Source organism: Paenibacillus xylanilyticus, from assembly GCF_013359935.1.
GTDB lineage: Bacteria > Bacillota > Bacilli > Paenibacillales > Paenibacillaceae > Paenibacillus > Paenibacillus xylanilyticus.
Window position 1 is genome coordinate 100,283 of the sequence record NZ_JABMCB010000170.1, and the last position, 17,272, is coordinate 117,554.

At 48.0% G+C, this 17,272-nt stretch carries 16 protein-coding genes; 13 read left to right on the forward strand and 3 right to left on the reverse strand.

The features are described 5' to 3' along the window. Positions 1-67: 67 nt before the first annotated feature. The 10 genes from cyoA (at position 68) to HP552_RS09635 (ending at position 11,341) form a co-directional block, all read left to right on the forward strand. On the forward strand, positions 68-1,027 hold the full coding sequence (gene cyoA / locus HP552_RS09590; protein ID WP_175395295.1) for a ubiquinol oxidase subunit II: 960 nt from the start codon (positions 68-70) through the stop codon (positions 1,025-1,027). Positions 1,028-1,048: 21 nt separating this feature from the next. Next, positions 1,049-3,019 (forward strand): cbb3-type cytochrome c oxidase subunit I, encoded by a 1,971-nt coding sequence (locus HP552_RS09595; protein ID WP_175395296.1) that lies wholly within the window; start codon positions 1,049-1,051, stop codon positions 3,017-3,019. Beyond that, the gene (gene cyoC / locus HP552_RS09600; RefSeq protein ID WP_095292385.1) at positions 3,019-3,633 is read left to right on the forward strand and encodes a cytochrome o ubiquinol oxidase subunit III; all 615 of its coding nucleotides are present in this window, start codon (positions 3,019-3,021) and stop codon (positions 3,631-3,633) included. Before HP552_RS09595 ends, cyoC begins: the two co-directional genes overlap by 1 nt. Then, the gene (gene cyoD, locus HP552_RS09605) at positions 3,634-3,963 is read left to right on the forward strand and encodes a cytochrome o ubiquinol oxidase subunit IV (protein WP_175395297.1); all 330 of its coding nucleotides are present in this window, start codon (positions 3,634-3,636) and stop codon (positions 3,961-3,963) included. Between the two features lie 217 nt (positions 3,964-4,180). Then, on the forward strand, positions 4,181-5,020 hold the full coding sequence (gene kduI, locus HP552_RS09610) for a 5-dehydro-4-deoxy-D-glucuronate isomerase (protein WP_175395372.1): 840 nt from the start codon (positions 4,181-4,183) through the stop codon (positions 5,018-5,020). 35 nt (positions 5,021-5,055) lie between these two features. Then, on the forward strand, positions 5,056-5,814 hold the full coding sequence (locus HP552_RS09615; protein WP_175395298.1) for a DeoR/GlpR family DNA-binding transcription regulator: 759 nt from the start codon (positions 5,056-5,058) through the stop codon (positions 5,812-5,814). Positions 5,815-5,916: 102 nt separating this feature from the next. Continuing rightward, positions 5,917-6,669 carry a 2-dehydro-3-deoxy-D-gluconate 5-dehydrogenase KduD gene (gene kduD / locus HP552_RS09620; RefSeq protein WP_175395299.1) on the forward strand — a complete coding sequence of 251 codons (753 nt, stop codon included), beginning with the start codon at positions 5,917-5,919 and terminating at the stop codon, positions 6,667-6,669. 35 nt (positions 6,670-6,704) lie between these two features. Then, positions 6,705-7,550, forward strand: coding sequence for a sugar phosphate isomerase/epimerase family protein (locus HP552_RS09625; RefSeq protein ID WP_175395300.1), 846 nt, complete (start codon positions 6,705-6,707; stop codon positions 7,548-7,550). Positions 7,551-7,785: 235 nt separating this feature from the next. Beyond that, positions 7,786-9,093, forward strand: a complete 1,308-nt coding sequence (locus HP552_RS09630; RefSeq protein WP_175395301.1) for a homocysteine synthase — start codon at positions 7,786-7,788, stop codon at positions 9,091-9,093. Between the two features lie 298 nt (positions 9,094-9,391). Further along, positions 9,392-11,341: a heavy metal translocating P-type ATPase gene (locus HP552_RS09635; RefSeq protein WP_175395302.1), complete on the forward strand. Its 1,950-nt coding sequence runs from the start codon at positions 9,392-9,394 to the stop codon at positions 11,339-11,341. 124 nt (positions 11,342-11,465) lie between these two features. Here the strand turns inward: HP552_RS09635 and HP552_RS09640 are convergent, their stop codons facing one another. Next, entirely contained in the window at positions 11,466-12,197 is a 732-nt protein-coding gene (locus tag HP552_RS09640) for a ZIP family metal transporter (protein WP_175395303.1), read from the reverse strand. A 254-nt stretch (positions 12,198-12,451) separates the two neighbouring features. Here HP552_RS09640 and trxB point away from each other — a divergent pair, with 254 nt between their 5' ends. Both trxB and HP552_RS09650 read left to right on the forward strand, forming a co-directional pair. Continuing rightward, positions 12,452-13,393: a thioredoxin-disulfide reductase gene (trxB, locus tag HP552_RS09645; protein WP_175395304.1), complete on the forward strand. Its 942-nt coding sequence runs from the start codon at positions 12,452-12,454 to the stop codon at positions 13,391-13,393. Between the two features lie 65 nt (positions 13,394-13,458). Further along, a complete protein-coding gene (locus HP552_RS09650; protein ID WP_095361761.1) occupies positions 13,459-13,689 on the forward strand; it encodes a glutaredoxin family protein in 231 nt (76 codons plus the stop codon). Positions 13,690-13,960: 271 nt separating this feature from the next. Here HP552_RS09650 and HP552_RS09655 read toward each other — a convergent pair whose 3' ends face one another. Beyond that, positions 13,961-14,158 (reverse strand): hypothetical protein, encoded by a 198-nt coding sequence (locus HP552_RS09655; protein WP_053779005.1) that lies wholly within the window; start codon positions 14,156-14,158, stop codon positions 13,961-13,963. A 145-nt stretch (positions 14,159-14,303) separates the two neighbouring features. Then, entirely contained in the window at positions 14,304-15,470 is a 1,167-nt protein-coding gene (locus HP552_RS09660; protein ID WP_175395305.1) for an ROK family transcriptional regulator, read from the reverse strand. 199 nt (positions 15,471-15,669) lie between these two features. On the opposite strand from HP552_RS09660, the gene xylA reads away from it, so the two are divergent. Then, positions 15,670-16,986, forward strand: a complete 1,317-nt coding sequence (gene xylA, locus HP552_RS09665; protein WP_175395306.1) for a xylose isomerase — start codon at positions 15,670-15,672, stop codon at positions 16,984-16,986. Positions 16,987-17,272: the final 286 nt, after the last annotated feature.

The following is a 17,272-nucleotide window of genomic DNA, read 5'->3' on the forward strand; positions in this document are numbered from 1 at the left end:
TCTTTAGAAGGAAGAGAGTAGTATACTGATTTTTCAGTATGAGCGAATTTAAGGAGAGGGGATCAAGATGAACAAGAAACCTAGGTCGCTAGCCCGGATTATTATTCCGGTTGTCCTGACGTTGGTTACAATTGCATTGATTGTCTGGCCAATGCTGGCAGGCGGGCAGTACGTTGTTCTGGATCCGAAGGGACCAATTGGCGCTTCGCAGAGAGATTTGATTGTCATTTCGACGATTCTTTGTGCGATCGTTATCGTACCTGTGTTGATTTTGTCTGCTGTAATCGTTTGGCGTTACCGCGACAAGCCGGACAATAAAGCTGCTTATGAGCCGAACTGGTCTCATAGTACCAAAGCCGAGGCTATCTGGTGGACGGTTCCAATTGTTATCATTGGTTTGCTTGCGATCGTAACTGTACGCTATACCTATGATTTGGAACCTTCGAAGCCGCTGGCTTCTGAGAAAGAACCCATTACCATTCAAGTATCTTCACTGGACTGGAAATGGTTGTTTATGTATCCTGAGCAAGGCATTGCAACGGTCAATACGTTGAATATTCCGGCAGACCGGCCCGTGAAATTTGAGCTTACTGCGGATTCACCGATGAACTCGTTCTGGATTCCGCAGCTTGGTGGACAAATTTATACGATGTCGGGTATGGCGATGACCTTGTATTTGCAAGCTGATCACGAAGGGACTTACTTCGGTTCGGGTGCCAACTTTACTGGTGAACATTTTGCCCAAATGCGTTTCGACGTCAATGCAACATCAGATGAAGAATTCGATCAATGGGTGACTGAAGTAAAACAACAATCCCAGCCGCTGACGCAAGAGACGTATAACACATTGGCGGAACCGGGAACAAGCAATGTCGCTTATTATTCTTCCTTTCCTGAAGGATTGTTCCAAGACATTGTGACCAAGTATGTTGTCGAAGGTTCAGGCGCTCATAATCATGGAACTTCGGAAGAAGCTTCAGGCGCCGCGAAAAATGTGTCCACTGAAGTGGACAAGAGTGCTAACTAAAGATTCGAAAGGAGGCCCCCAATGTTAGAGAGACTTAAGGAGTTTGCATCGGAGTTTTTCGTTACCGGTGACCCGCTGATTTATGGTGCGGACGTGGCCATCGGGATTACGATGATTACCATCGTAGCGGTGCTGACTTATTTCAAAAAATGGGGCTGGCTCTGGCGTAACTGGTTAACAACCGTCGATCATAAAAAGATCGGTATTATGTATATCATTGCTTCCATCATCATGTTGTTCCGTGGTGGTGTCGATGCGCTGATGATGCGTCTTCAGCTAGCTATGCCTAACATGGATTTCTTGCATCCTGAACATTATAACCAAGTCTTTACGACTCACGGTACCATCATGATCCTGTTCATGGCGATGCCGTTTATGTTCGGTTTGTTTAACGTAATTGTGCCTCTTCAAATAGGGGCAAGGGACGTCGCATTTCCGTTCCTGAATGCACTAAGCTTCTGGTTATTCTTCCTGGGAGCGATGCTGTTTAACCTGTCCTTCGTTATCGGTGGTTCACCTGATGCAGGATGGCTGAGTTATCCGCCTCTATCGGAGCTGTCACACAGTCCGGGGGTAGGGCAGAACTTCTATATATGGGGTATACAGATATCGGGTATCGGTTCCCTGGCTACCGGTATCAACTTCCTGGTTACCATCATTAAAATGCGTGCGCCAGGCATGAGATGGATGAAAATGCCGATGTTTACATGGTCGGTATTCTCCACTTGTATTATCATCTTGTTTGCATTCCCAATCTTGACTGTGACACTTGCATTGCTCTTCCTGGATCGATTCGGCGGGGCGCATTTCTTCACGCTTGATTTGGGCGGTAACCCGATGATGTATATCAACTTGATCTGGATGTGGGGTCACCCTGAGGTATACATCGTGGTCTTGCCGGCATTCGGTGTGTTCTCCGAGATTGTAAGTACCTTCTCGAAGAAAAAATTGTTTGGTTACAAATCGATGGTATTCGCGATGCTAATCATTAGCTTCCTGTCCTTCTTCACATGGGCGCATCACTTCTTCACGATGGGTTCGGGAGCGGACGTTAATGCCTTCTTCGCTGTAACAACGATGTTGATCGCGATTCCGACAGGGGTTAAAATCTTCAACTGGCTGTTTACGATGTATCGTGGACGGATTCGGATGGCCACCCCGATGTTATGGACAATCGCATTTATTCCATGCTTTATCGTCGGTGGTATGACGGGGGTTCTGCTGTCCGTTGCACCTGCTGACTTCCAGTTCCACAACAGTTACTTCCTGATTGCCCACTTCCACCAAGTATTGATCGGTGGTGTAGTATTCGGATACTTCGCGGGTCTGTACTACTGGTGGCCAAAAATGTTCGGTTTCCAACTTGAAGAGAAACTGGGCAAATGGGCTTTCTGGACTTGGAATATTGGTTTCTATGTCTGCTTCATGCCGCAGTACGCTGTAGGTTTGATGGGTATGACACGTCGTCTGAGCACCTACGGCTGGGATACCGGTTGGTGGGAACTGAACTTTGTATCCACTATCGGGGCATTCCTGATGGGTGTCGGATTCCTGTTCCAGGTTGCACAAATTGCAGACGGTATTCGCAAATACAAAACGCTCAAAGTATCCGGCGATCCATGGGATGCTCGTACACTTGAGTGGTCGATTCCTTCACCAGCTCCTGAGTACAATTTCGCCATTACACCTCGCGGTGATGATATTGATGAGTGGTGGGAAGAGAAAGAACGTCGTGCCAAAGGCATCTATCCACCAGAACAGCCGCTTGAGCCGATTCATATGCCTAAGAACTCCGCAATTCCGTTTATCATGTCCGTCTTCTGGTTCATCGCCGGCTTCGGCTTTGTATTCGGATGGCTGTGGATGGCGATTCTCGGACTCGCTGGCGTAGGGATCTGCATGATCGCTCGTTCATTCTCATACGACACGGACTATTACATTCCGGTCGACGAAATTAAGCGTACCGAAGCGTCGTTAAGGGGGTCGGTATAATGGCTCAAGCAGCCGCTAAGCATGGTCACGATCACGGTCACGACCACGGTCACCATGATCCACAAGAATTGAAATTGCTCGGTTTCTGGTTTTTCCTGATTTCCGACGTTATCCTGTTCTCCGTATTGTTCGCAACCTTTATTGTGTTGCGTGATAATACGGCGGGCGGACCTATATTGTCTGAATTGATCAAAATGCCTGGCGTTATTGCCGAGACATTTATCTTGCTCACAAGTTCTTTTACAAGTGGACTTGCAGTGCTTGCGATGAACCAAGGTAAAGTGAAGCAACTGATTAGCTGGCTGGCAGTTACAGCCGTTCTCGGTGCAGCGTTTATCGCACTCGAAGTAACGGAGTTTGTTGAGATGATTCACGAAGGGTTCAGCTACACTACAAGTGCTGCTTCCGGCGCATTCTTCACCCTCGTGGGAACTCACGGACTTCACGTATCGCTGGGTCTGATCTGGATGATCGGACTGATGTTCCAACTGAAAAAACGTGGTATTACCGATGTTACTCGCGGTAAAATCAACGTAATCAGCTTGTACTGGCACTTCTTGGACGTCGTCTGGATCTTCCTCCTGTCGATCGTTTATCTGATGGGGGTGATGTAGATGGCAGAGCATAACTCACATGATTCCCATGCTCACGAACAGCATGGTTCAATGAAGTCCTATGTCATCGGCTTCATTCTGTCCATCGTCCTCACAATCATCCCGTTGGTGGTTGTACTGAACGACATGATGGGCAGAACAGGAACAATGGTTGTTATTCTCGTAACGGCTGCACTTCAGTTTGTGGTTCAACTCTTCTTCTTCATGCATATTCGTGAAACAGGAAAACCACGCTGGAATGTCATGGCTTTGATTTTCGGTCTATTGATCATGATGACCATCGTTATTGGTTCGATCTGGATCATGCTGAACAATACCGTTGCACATTAAGGTTTGAATAAAGAGGATCTCCCGGTCTGCATTGCAGACTGTGGAGATCCTCTTTTGTTTTATCCAGAATAAGCAGCGTCAAAATAAACTGGAATAAAACGATCTTTTATTTAAAAAGAGGTACACAAAAGATACAAAATGAACTAAAATGAACTTATATGAACTTTACCTAAAAATCAATCAACATCATTCAAATGACGAAGGGAATGGATTAATGATGCAAAATCGTTATGCTGCACACCCGAATGAAGTGAAAAATTATGATACGTCCCGTCTGCGTGAAGAGTTTTTGATGGAGCAGTTGTTCGCGACAGATGAACTGGTGACTGTGTATTCCCATGTGGATCGTTATATCGTAGGAACGGCCGTACCTCAGAACAAAGATATTGCGCTTGAAGTGAACCTGAAGGATATCGGAACGAACTTTTTCTTGGAGCGTCGTGAAATCGGTATCATTAACGTTGGAGGCCACGGAACCGTAACTGCGGATGGTCAGGGTTATGAGATTGGGGCCAAAGAATGCCTTTATATCGGAAAAGGTGTGAAAGAGGTCGTGTTCAAAAGTAATGGAAACGATCAACCTGCTCAGTTCTACTTTGTATCTACACCAGCACATCATGCTTATCCTACGCAGAAGGCAACCCAGGAACAGGCTCAGCCGAACCATCTGGGCAGCATTGAAAGTTCGAATGAACGGACCATTTATCGCTACATTCATCAAGGTGAGGGCGGAATTCAGAGCTGTCAGCTGGTGATGGGTATTACGGAGCTCGATAAGGGTAACATGTGGAACACGATGCCTGCACATACCCACAATCGTCGTTCCGAAGTATACTTGTATTTCAACCTGCCGGAAGACGGTGTGGTATTCCATATGATGGGTGAACCGAACGAGACCCGGCATCTGGTTGTGCGTGACCGTCAGGCGATCATCTCTCCAAGCTGGTCCATCCACAGTGGCGTTGGCACAAGCAGCTATACATTCTGTTGGGCCATGGCTGGTGAAAACCAAACGTTCGAGGATATGGACGGCGTGGCGATGAAAGACCTGAAATAAACGCGTAAATTCCAAAGAAACAGGAAGTTGATTGCATGAATCCATTGAAAAGACATGAAAAGATTATGGAGGCTCTGCTGGAGCGCCAAGAAGTGACCGTCAGCGATCTGAGCGAACTGCTGCAGGTAACGGGCAAGACGGTTCGGGAGGATCTCGACAAACTGGAAGCGATGGGATTGCTGGTACGTGTTCATGGTGGTGCCATGCTGGCTCAGAATGACCAGTACGGCATTCTCACGAGTCGTGGAGCCACAGAGAAGCACCATTCGGAGAAAACCGAAATCGCCGAGCGTGCGCTCGCTTATATACGTCCTAATGAAATCATTGCACTGGACGGAGGAAGCACAACGCTGGAAATGGCAAAGCGGCTCGACAATCAGCCGCTCACTGTTGTAACCAATGACCTCTTCATTATCGCGGAGCTGACCAAAAAGGAGCAGGTCCGACTGGTCGTGCCCGGAGGAGCAAGAGTCCGTAATATGCTGGTGGGTGAGGACACGGCATCTTTCATTTCCACTCTTAACATTCATAAAGCATTTATCTCGACCACTGCATTACATCCGGAATTCGGCCTATCCATATACACAGGTGATCTGGTTCCACTGAAAAAATCAATGATCTCTGCTTCTCAGCAGGTCTTCGGCGTTGTCGACCATTATAAATTCGGGCAATTTGCGCTGCGGACCTTTGCACACTGCTCGGAGCTGGATTGTATTATCAGTGACAGTCATCTGGATGAGGAGACGGCAGAACTGTATAACCAAATCGGAGTCAAAGTCGATTATCAAAGCTAAATGCACAGAAGCACTTGATGCCTGAATAGTTAAGCATAAGCAAAAGAAGTTGATTTGCACCACTCATAGGTTTGCATCTCATAACATGCGGAGGAATCATTCATGAATCCATTTGATCTAAGCGGACAAGTTGCTCTTGTCACCGGTACGTCCGGCGGTTTGGGACAGGGAATGGCTATTGGCCTGGCCGAAGCCGGGGCCGATGTGGTACTCGTTTCCTATTCAAAGCCTTCGGAAACAGCAAGTGCCATCGAAGCTCTCGGGCGCAAAGCATATATCATTGAAGCCGATTTAAGTCGTGAAGATGAATTGCCAGCGGTATTTGAAAAGGCGTTAGCTTTTCAGGGGAGAATTGATATTCTCGTTAACAATGCCGGGATCATTCGCCGCACGCCTGCCGCTGACCACGGACAACAGGACTGGCACGATGTCATTGGTCTTAACCTGAACACGGTATTTTTCCTAAGCCAGCTGGCGGGCAGACATATGATTGAACGCGGCAGCGGCAAAATTATCAATATCGCATCCATGCTGTCCTATCAGGGCGGCATAAATGTACCAGGTTATACGGCCAGTAAACATGGCGTTGCAGGGTTAACCAAAGCACTTGCCAATGAGTGGGCAGGCAAGGGTGTACAAATTAACGGTATTGCACCAGGTTACATGGAGACGGATAATACGACTCAGATTCGTGCGGATGAAAACCGTTATCGGGATATTACAGCACGCATTCCGGCAGGACGATGGGGAACCCCTGAAGATCTGAAAGGTCCAGTAGTTTTTCTTGCATCAGCGGCTTCGGACTATTTGAATGGTCATGTACTGAATGTGGATGGCGGCTGGATGGCTCGTTAATCTGTTCTGCTATCAAATGCTAAGGAGGCAGTGACATGAAACTTGGTATTCTGGCACATACGTTTGGCCAGCAGCCTACAGCGCAGCTGGCGCAAACGGTTGCAGATCACGGATTCAATTCAGTCCAGCTGGCGCTTGCCAAAGCCTTATCGGACGTGGACTCGGCCAATGGCAAACTGAGCCCCGGACTGGCGAATGAAATCGGGGATCAATTTGCAAGGCGCGGGGTCAAGATTGCTGTACTGGGCTGCTATATTAACCCGATCGATCCGGATGCTGCACGAAGACGTGCAGATATTGAGCGCTTCAAGGAACATCTGCGTTATGCCAGGGATTTCGGTTGCAGCATGGTAGCGACGGAAACGGGAGGATTGGACACATACCAAGCCACTCATCCTGATGGGTATGAAGAAAAAGCATGGACAGTGCTGCGGGAAACGTTGGAGGAAATCACGGAAGAAGCTGAAAAATGGGGCGTGCATGCGGCCATTGAGCCTGTATCTACACATACACTTCATACACGTGAACATATGACCCGTTTGTTTGAGGAGATTCCGTCCTCCAATCTGGGCATGCTGTTTGATCCATGCAATTTGATCAAGCAGCCCCATATCGCTGAGCAAGGAGCTTTCCTGCGTGATGTGATGGAGAGCCTATACCAGCGAATCATTGTCATTCATGCGAAGGATGTGGCCTTCAATGCACAGGGCGAGAAGATAAATCCCGTGCCAGGGGCAGGCATATTGGATTACCCGTTATTTTTTGAGTTGTTAAAAACCTATAAGCCGCATATCGATATTTCACTTGAGGGCGTAACGGCGGAAGAAGCTGTGCCTGCGGCCAAACATTTGCGTGAACTATGGAATGGTGTGCGGGTATAGGGATAGGCTCAGGATAAGCTGATATTGCAGTATTTATATAGCCAGGAAACCTTTGCCCTCGCAAAGGTTTTTTGGTATGAGCTTGTGAATCAATCATATAAAATATTTCATATCGGATAAATCGGAAATAACTCTTTTCAAACACGACATCTTGTGAGAGAATATGGAAAACATACGCCACCATGTGAGGACATCAGGATCTTGAAACGTATAAGCCAAGGGAGGATTCAGATTTATGTCAAACGAACGTGAGCTTTCATTTGAAACATTGGCAATTCATGCTGGCCAGGAGATTGATCCGACAACCCATGCACGTGCTGTACCTTTGTACCAGACCACATCCTATGGTTTTAAGGACACGGAACATGCTGCCAATCTGTTTGGTTTGAAAGAGTTTGGCAACATCTATACCCGTCTGATGAATCCGACAACCGATGTATTTGAACAACGTATTGCGGCGTTGGAAGGAGGAGCAGGGGCACTGGCTACAGCTTCCGGTCAGGCAGCCATCACGTTTTCTCTCCTCAATATTGCAGGTGCAGGGGATGAGATTGTATCCTCAGCGAGCTTGTATGGTGGTACGTATAACTTGTTCTCGACAACACTGCCGAAACTGGGCCTTGATGTAAAATTCGTTGATTCCAGTGATCCGGAAAATTTCCGGGCGGCCATTACAGAGAAAACGAAAGCACTATATGCGGAAACAATCGGGAATCCACAGGGCAATGTCCTGGACATTGAAGCCGTGGCAGCAATCGCTCATGAGCATGGCATTCCTCTGATCGTGGATAATACCTTCCCGAGCCCGTACTTGCTTCGTCCCATTGAACATGGAGCGGATATTGTGGTTCACTCGGCGACGAAATTTATTGGCGGTCACGGTACATCCATTGGAGGCGTGATTGTCGATAGTGGAAAATTCGATTGGAAAGCAAGTGGCAAGTTCCCGGGTCTGACCGAACCGGATGCCTCTTACCATGGTGTGGTATACACCGAAGCCGTTGGCCCAATTGCGTATATTATCAAAGCCCGGGTACAACTGCTGCGCGATTTGGGCGCAACCATCTCACCATTTAATTCATGGCTGCTGCTGCAAGGATTGGAGACGCTTCATTTGCGAGTGGAACGTCATAGCAGCAATGCACTGGCTGTTGCGGAATATCTGGAGAAACACGAGGACGTTCTGTGGGTTAGCTACGCGGGTCTACCGAGCCATGCCTCATATGAACTCGCACAGAAGTATCTGCCTAGAGGGCAGGGTGCAATCCTGACCTTTGGGATTAAAGGCGGCGTAGATGCAGGGCGCAAACTCATCGAAAGTGTAAAACTGTTCTCTCACCTGGCGAATGTGGGTGACTCCAAGTCACTGATTATTCACCCGGCAAGTACAACGCACCAGCAGCTGACAGAAGAAGAGCAGACAGCCGCAGGGGTTAATCCTGAACTGATTCGTTTGTCTGTGGGTACGGAGAATATTCAGGATATTTTGTATGATCTGGAACAAGCCATCAAGGCAAGTCAGGGAGCAAGTGTTAGCGTGTAATCAAATAAATATTGCAACAGCCGCCGTCCTCCGGGACAGGCGGTTTTTTTATCGTTCTATCGACCGATTGGAAAATGCCCATTTACAAACGTCAGGCCGAGGCATATAATAAAGCCAAAGTTGTATTGAGTAAACATAATTGCATAAGTACAAAAATGATTATCATTCTCATTCAAAAACCATGCTGCTGCGGGATTCCCGCAGCAGCATGTGTCATTTTTAGGGCATTAACAATGGCTCTCATTCTCAATACGACACCAATGTTATTTCCATGAAACGAGAAAGGATTGTGATTCACATGCAAGCGATACATCAACCTTTACAAACCCAGGCAAAAGCGGAACAGCGCTCCGTACATTCCCCTAATCCAAACCGTGGACGCAGACCGAACTTCCGGGCCATGCTCCGGAATAAGGAGATGCAGGCAGCCCTCGGCAGTGGATTATTAATGCTTATTGCATGGGGAACGTCACCGTATTTCAACACATTATCTGTCATGCTGTACATCGTGTCTTATGCACTGGGGGGATGGACCAAGGCGAAAGAGGGCATCGAGACACTGGTCAAGGACCGTGACCTGGATGTGAATCTGCTAATGATCGCCGCATCACTGGGTGCAGCAGCCATCGGATATTGGAATGAAGGTGCGATGCTGATCTTTATTTTTGCATTAAGTGGTGCACTGGAAAGTTATGCTACCGAACGGAGTCATAAGGATATATCATCGCTGCTGGCACTCAAGCCGGAGACGGCACTGCGCATTGAGGATGGAAAGATGAATCTTGTCGCCATCGATGAACTGGTACCTGGCGATCTGCTTCTGGTTAAACCGGGCGAGTTAATTCCGGCTGACGGCATCGTGTACCGCGGGAGTTCATTCATCAATCAGGCCTCCATTACAGGAGAATCCCTGCCTGTGGATAAAGCTGAAGGTGATGAAGTGTATGCAGGCACAGTAAACGGGGAGGGCGCTTTGTACGTAGAGGTAACCAAATCGGCTGAAGGTTCACTGTTTGGCAAAATCATAAAATTAGTGGAAGAGGCACAGGCCGAAGTACCGGACTCCCAGCGCTTTATTGAGCGATTCGAAGGGATCTACGCACGGATAGTTGTGGGTGGGACTGTGCTCGTTATCGCAGGAACTCCCCTATTGTTTGGATGGACTTGGAGTGAAGCCTTTTATAAGGCGATGGTCTTTCTTGTTGTGGCTTCGCCTTGTGCGCTGGTTTCTTCGATCATGCCGGTCATGCTGTCCGCAATGTCCAGCAGTGCTCGTCGTGGCATACTGTTCAAGGGTGGTGCCCATGTGGAGAACATGGCTCAGACCCGGGTGGTGGCTTTTGATAAAACAGGAACATTGACCATGGGCACACCCCAAGTCACAGATATTTTAACGGCGGCAGGCATAGATCGGGCAAAACTACTGTCTGCAGTTGCAGCGATTGAAAATCTCTCCATGCATCCGCTGGCTCGTGCCATTGTCGATCAGGCAGCTCGTGAAGGCCTTGCAATTCAAGATGCCGAGCAGGTACAAACACTAACGGGCTGGGGAATTGAAGGGAACGTGCACGGTGTTCTCTGGAGTATTGGTAAAACAAACGACATGCATTCAGGTACCAATTCAACTTGGGATGCGGAACATGCCCGTCTTGAAAGTGAAGGCAAAACGGTATCTGTTGTCATGGCTGATGGTGAATTCGCTGGCCTAATTGCCATGCGGGATACGGTTCGGCCGCAGGCCGCAGCGGCGGTGAAGAAGCTGGAAGATCTGGGCGTGAAAGTGGCCATGCTGACAGGTGACCGAGCGAAGCCGGCAGCCGTGATTGCACAAGAAACAGGAGTAAGCCTCGTCTACGCCGGTTTGCTGCCTGAAGACAAAGTGAAGCAGGTACAGGCATTGCGTAAACAATATGGGCAGGTGCTCATGGTTGGTGATGGCGTCAATGATGCACCTGCACTTGCTGCGGCTACCGTGGGCATGGGAATGGGCATGTCGGGCAGCGGTACAGCGCTGGAAGTGGCAGATGTGGTACTGATGAATGATAATATCGAAGAAATTGCTTGGGCCATTGGGCAGGCACGCAGGGCTCAACGGACCGTGAAGCAGAATATGTTTTTTGCCATTACGGTTATAACGGCTCTGGTTGCAGGAAACTTTTTGCAAGGTGTGGCATTGCCACTAGGGGTTGTTGGCCATGAAGGCAGTACAATTCTGGTTATTCTGAATGGTCTAAGATTGTTGCGTTAATGAGTCTATCCCAGTAATTTCATGGAATCTTCATTTGTGACCAAAAAAAGAACAGGAAGGGCAGAGTTGATCTGTCCTCAGGTTCTTTTCGGTGTACATTCATTTTCTAAAAAAGAGGGCTTGCTTAGAATAGTTCAGTCAAACCGATCATGGTGATCAGTCCAAGCAAAAATGAAACGGTAGCCACACGTGCGTTGCCGTCCCCGTGACTTTCGGGTATGAGCTCTTTATAAACAATGAACATCATTGCACCCGCCGCAAACGCGAGCCCATAGGGTACGAGGCCAGCCACTAGACTGCTGAGCGTATAACCAATCATGGCTGTGATAATTTCAACCGCGCCTGTCAGGGTAGCAATACCAAGTGCCTTGAAGCGGCCGATGTTCTGATTCACGAGAAAGAGAGCGACCAGGAATCCCTCGGGTGCGTTCTGCAGCCCAATGGAAAAGGCAATAAGATTGCCTAAGCTGGCATCGGTACTGGCATAACTGACGCCTACGGATAACCCTTCAGGCAGGTTATGCATGGTGATGGCTGCAATAATCATAAAGGCTTTGGCTTCAATTTTGAAAGGCATCTTCTCCGGATTTTCAAGATCCACATGGGGAATTTTCATCTCGAGTACCAGCAAGACCATGCTGCCGAGCATAATACCAAAGGCAAGTACGAACAGGTTTGACTGTCCCAGCGCTTCGGGAATGAGATTGTACACCGAAGCTGAGGTCATGATGCCTGCTGCATAAGCAAGTAAGATATCGCGCAGACGGTGGGTCACTTTGCGCATAAATAGAATAGGTACGGCCCCAAGGCCAGTAGACATGGCTGAGATAAAGCTGCCAATGATTGCATCGTTCATGCTTCCATTTTCCCTCCTGATGAAGACTTCTTCATAATCGCTGCCGAGCATTGACACCGTACATAAAAGAGATCATAATGAACAACAGATTAGAATGATTATAAATTAGAATTCCAATTCTGCATAGGGCTATTGTCATATCGGGCAGGTCTTGTGGACATGATTTAGGCTTATCGATTTAGTGTATGCAAAGGCGTTTGCTTTTGATGCCGATAGGCCGGACCTTTTTGCAGAACTCGGGGGAGGAACTATACATGTATAAATCCATTATTATCGGAACTGGCCCTGCAGGGCTGACAGCAGCAATCTATCTGGCTCGTGCCAACCTTAACCCACTCGTTATTGAAGGACCACAACCTGGTGGTCAACTGACAACAACAACTGAAGTGGAGAACTTCCCAGGTTTTCCTGATGGTATCATGGGTCCTGAACTCATGGACAACATGCGTAAACAAGCGGAACGCTTTGGCGCAGAATTCCGCACAGGCTGGGTAAACAACATCGATATGAGTGAGCGTCCGTTCAAAATCCAGGTTGAAGGCATGGGTGAACTGGTATCGGAAACATTGATCCTGTCTACTGGTGCATCTGCCAAGTACCTTGGTATTCCTGGAGAAGAAACTAACGTGGGCCGCGGTGTCAGCACTTGTGCAACATGTGACGGATTCTTCTTCCGCAACAAAGAGATCATCGTCATCGGCGGTGGCGACTCTGCATTGGAAGAAGCAAGTTTCCTGTCCCGTTTCGGTTCCAAAGTAACCCTGGTACACCGTCGTGAAGAACTGCGCGGTTCCAAAATCATGCAAGATCGTGCACGCAGCAACGAAAAAGTGGAAATGGCACTGAACCGTACACCGATCGAAGTCATTGCTGGCGACAATGGGGTAACCGGACTGAAAGTGTTGAACAACGCAACAGGTGAAGAAGAAATCATTCCGGCTAGCGGTGTATTCGTAGCGATCGGTCACACACCAAACACAGGTTTCCTCGGTGGACAGATTACAACGGATGAACATGGGTATATTATGACCACACCAGGTACTTCCGAAACGAATATTCCAGGTGTATTCGCTTGTGGAGACGTTCAGGATACTCGATACAAACAAGCGATTACAGCAGCAGGCAGCGGATGTATGGCTGCAATGGATGCAGAGAAATTCATCGAGAGCCTGGAGCATAGCGCAGTAGCACTGTAAGGTAACTCGTTTAAATGGTTAAATAATCGTTATACTATATATAAACTATATGAGGTGAATGAATAATGGAAAATGTAATTGTATACACATCGACCAACTGCCCGAACTGCAAATCAGTTAAGACTTTCCTGGCGGAAAAAGGAATCTCTTACGAAGAGCGCAACATCGAGACAAGTGACGAGTTCGCACAACAAGTATGGGATATGGGCGTACGTGCAGTACCTCTGACCGTTATTGGTGAACACCGCATCCTCGGTATGAACAAAACGCAATTCGCAAAAGCGCTGGACGCTTAATTATCCAATTACAGGGATTCAATCAAGCTGCATTCAGCTATTCCGGTTCGCGCGAGCCGTTTGAATATATAATATAAAGGAAGCCTTAGTCCAGAACAGGACTGAGGCTTCTTTGCTTGGAATTAACCCGTTTCATCAACACCAGTTAAGCATGATAATTGAAAATAGATGACATGAAAAATCCCCTTACGTAGTAACCCAGAGCACATGGTAACAAGAGCTCTAAGATTCACTGCGGAAGGGGATTCATCTTTTAATCCAGTTATTCCATCTAAAAAAAGATGCTCATAAACGTCTGAAAAACAACATACACCAATACGCCTGACAGCATATACATGAAGCCAGCCTTCTTTTTGCTCTGAAACAAACGAAGTATGCCGAGGCTGAACAGCGGCGCAAGCACGATCAAGAACAGGAGTACGGTGACAAACATTTGCGCCGAGATATCTGAAGTATCCACGTAGGTCACGGGTTTTCACTCCGTTTCGTTATAGGAATTAACACAGCGGCAGTCAGTCCGCCATGACAAAAATCACATATCCCCATTATAACTCTGGATTTCTTTAACAAAAAGGGAGGAAATGGGGCGAAATGATGTCAATTTTCATCGGTTATTAGACGGAAACTCGTATTTTACCTAAAAACTGGGAAATGGCCGAGTAAGCGGCACCAATGCGTGTAGAACGGCTGCCCAGCGCGGCCCATTCAATCTGTAAACTGCGACGGTGATAGGGCAGGGTTCGTTCTTCGACCACTTGTTGGAGAGTCGTCTCAATCCATGGACCTGCTTCCGAGAGTGGCCCGCCAATAATGATGCGCTCAGGATTGAAGCTGTTGACGATATTCGTGATGCCCACGCCAAGTTTGCGGCCAATGTTCTCGTACAGTTCCAGTACGGCTTCATGTCCTTGTTGTGCATATTCTACCAGCTCCCGGGTCGTGTGGGCAGGCAAACGAAGCTGGTGGTCAGGGTACTCATAGGCTTTCTCGGAAGCATACAGCTCCCAACAGCCGTGATTGCCGCAGGAACAAGGTCTGCCTTCCGCTTCAATCGACATATGTCCTGTCTCGCCCGCGTAGCCCCAGGCGCCTTTGTACAATTCACCATCCACCATAATTCCTGATCCAATCCCCATACCTGCACTGATGTAGATCAGGTGACGTACACCGATTCCGCTGCCAAAGTTCAATTCCCCATGAGCCCCTGCATTGGCCTCGTTGTCAATCGTAACAGGAAGCTCGAACGCCTCCTCCAGCATGGAGCGCAGAGCGACCTTTTCCCAACCCAGGTTGGGTGCAAACAGGACCGTACCTGCCTCATCCACCATTCCAGGCACTCCGACGCCAATGCCAATCACACCATGCGGGGAAGGGGGGGCAGATTGAATCAGATGTTCAGCTGCAAGTTTCAACTGTGTTAATACGGAAGGGACATCGTGCTGCTCCAGCTTCTTGGCGTACTCCGTTATAATATGGCCTTCCAGATCGGTAAGAACACCCTTCAGGTGCTTTACGCTGAGCTCCAGACCAACCGCATATCCAGCCGTTCCCCGAAACAGCAGCATGAGCGGTTTGCGACCGCCACTGGACTCCCCCGGACCAATTTCCTGTACAAGCTCATCGCTGATCAGATCGGCAACAAGGTTGGATACGGTTGCTTTGTTGAGTCCCGTAATCTCGGATACCCGCGCGCGGGAAAGGGGGGCATGACGGCGAATGGTATCCAGGACAATGGACTTGTTTATTTTTTTGACCAGCATCTGGTCTCCGGTAATTTTCATAAGAATCAGGCACTCCTATTCTGTATATAAAAGGGTTCAATCATTCATCCCGTGCCGAAGCTATTCGACTATTATAGCGTAAACAACCCCGGAAAAAACAATTTTATTTTACTTTGTTTAACCAATAGACAAAGTATAAGCGATGTGTTAGGATAACGGTGTAAACGATTTCTTTAAAACTATTGAGGAGGCATTTTACATGGCCTATTTTGAATCCGTTAATAAAATCGCGTTTGAAGGCAAAGACTCCACCAACCCTTTTTCATTCAAACATTATAATCCGGAAGAAGTTGTTGCTGGCAAAACGATGGAAGAGCACTTCCGTTTCGGCATGGCTTACTGGCATACATTAACTGCAGGCGGCAGTGACCCGTTCGGTGCGGAGACAGCTGTTCGTTCTTGGGATAAATACTCCGGTCTGGACCTCGCGAAAGTACGCGTGGAAGCGGCTTTTGAATTTTTGGAAAAAATGAATCTTCCGTTCTTCTGTTTCCACGATGTGGACATCGCACCAGAAGGCAACAGCCTGCGTGAGTTCTACAGCAACATCGATACGATCGTTGATCTGATCGAAGACCACATGAAATCCAGCGGCAAAAAACTGCTCTGGAACACGGCGAACATGTTCTCCAACCCGCGCTTCATGTTTGGTGCAGCTTCCACATGCAACGCTGATGTGTATGCGCATGCAGCAGCACAAATCAAGAAAGGCCTGGAAGTGGGTAAACGTCTGGGCGCTGAAAACTATGTATTCTGGGGCGGTCGTGAAGGTTACGACACGTTGCTGAACACAGACATGCAACTGGAGCAAGACAACATTGCCCGCATGTTCCACATGGCTGTAGACTACGCGAAGGAAATTGGCTTTGATGCACAATTCCTGATCGAGCCTAAACCAAAAGAGCCAACCAAACACCAATATGACTATGATGCAGCAACTTCCATTGCATTCCTGCAAAAATACGGTTTGGACAAACACTTCAAACTGAACTTGGAAGCTAACCATGCAACTCTGGCGGGTCACACATTCGACCACGAAATCCGCGTTGCCCGCACAAACGGCATGCTCGGTTCCCTCGATGCCAACCAAGGCGACATGCTGATCGGTTGGGATACGGACGAGTTCCCGGTGGACATGTACGATGCTACATTGACGATGTACGAAGTATTGAAAAACGGTGGTATCGGCCGCGGTGGCGTGAACTTTGACGCCAAAGTACGCCGTGGTTCCTTCGAAGCAGACGATCTGTTCCTGGCTCACATTGCAGGTATGGATACGTACGCAAAAGGTCTGAAAGTAGCTGCGAAATTGATCGAAGACCGTGTATTCGATGACTTCATCGAAAAACGTTACAGCAGCTTCAGCGAAGGTATTGGTGCAGATGTGGTTGCAGGTAAAGCTACACTGGCTTCCCTTGCAGAATACGCGTTGAACAACGAAAACCCACGCAAGAACCAATCCGGACGTCAAGAATTGCTGAGAGCAAAACTCAACCAGTACATCCTGGCTGACTAATACCGGAAGAAACATGTACGAGGCAGGTCATTAGCATCTGCCTCTGTTTGTAAACAAGCTTGTACCATGGAACGCCTGAACAAGCATGACATTCGGACCGTCCCCGTCTTTCCCCTGGGAAGGCGGGGGCGGTTTTTTGATGCTTGAGCTAATGATGCACGAGTGACCTACATGCGTATCAAGGTCTCATTAATAACCAATGACGAACCAAAGTCATTGGATCAATCTTTCCACTATAAGAACGAGTACGTTTTTACTGTTTTGATATAAATGGTTGTCTCAAGAT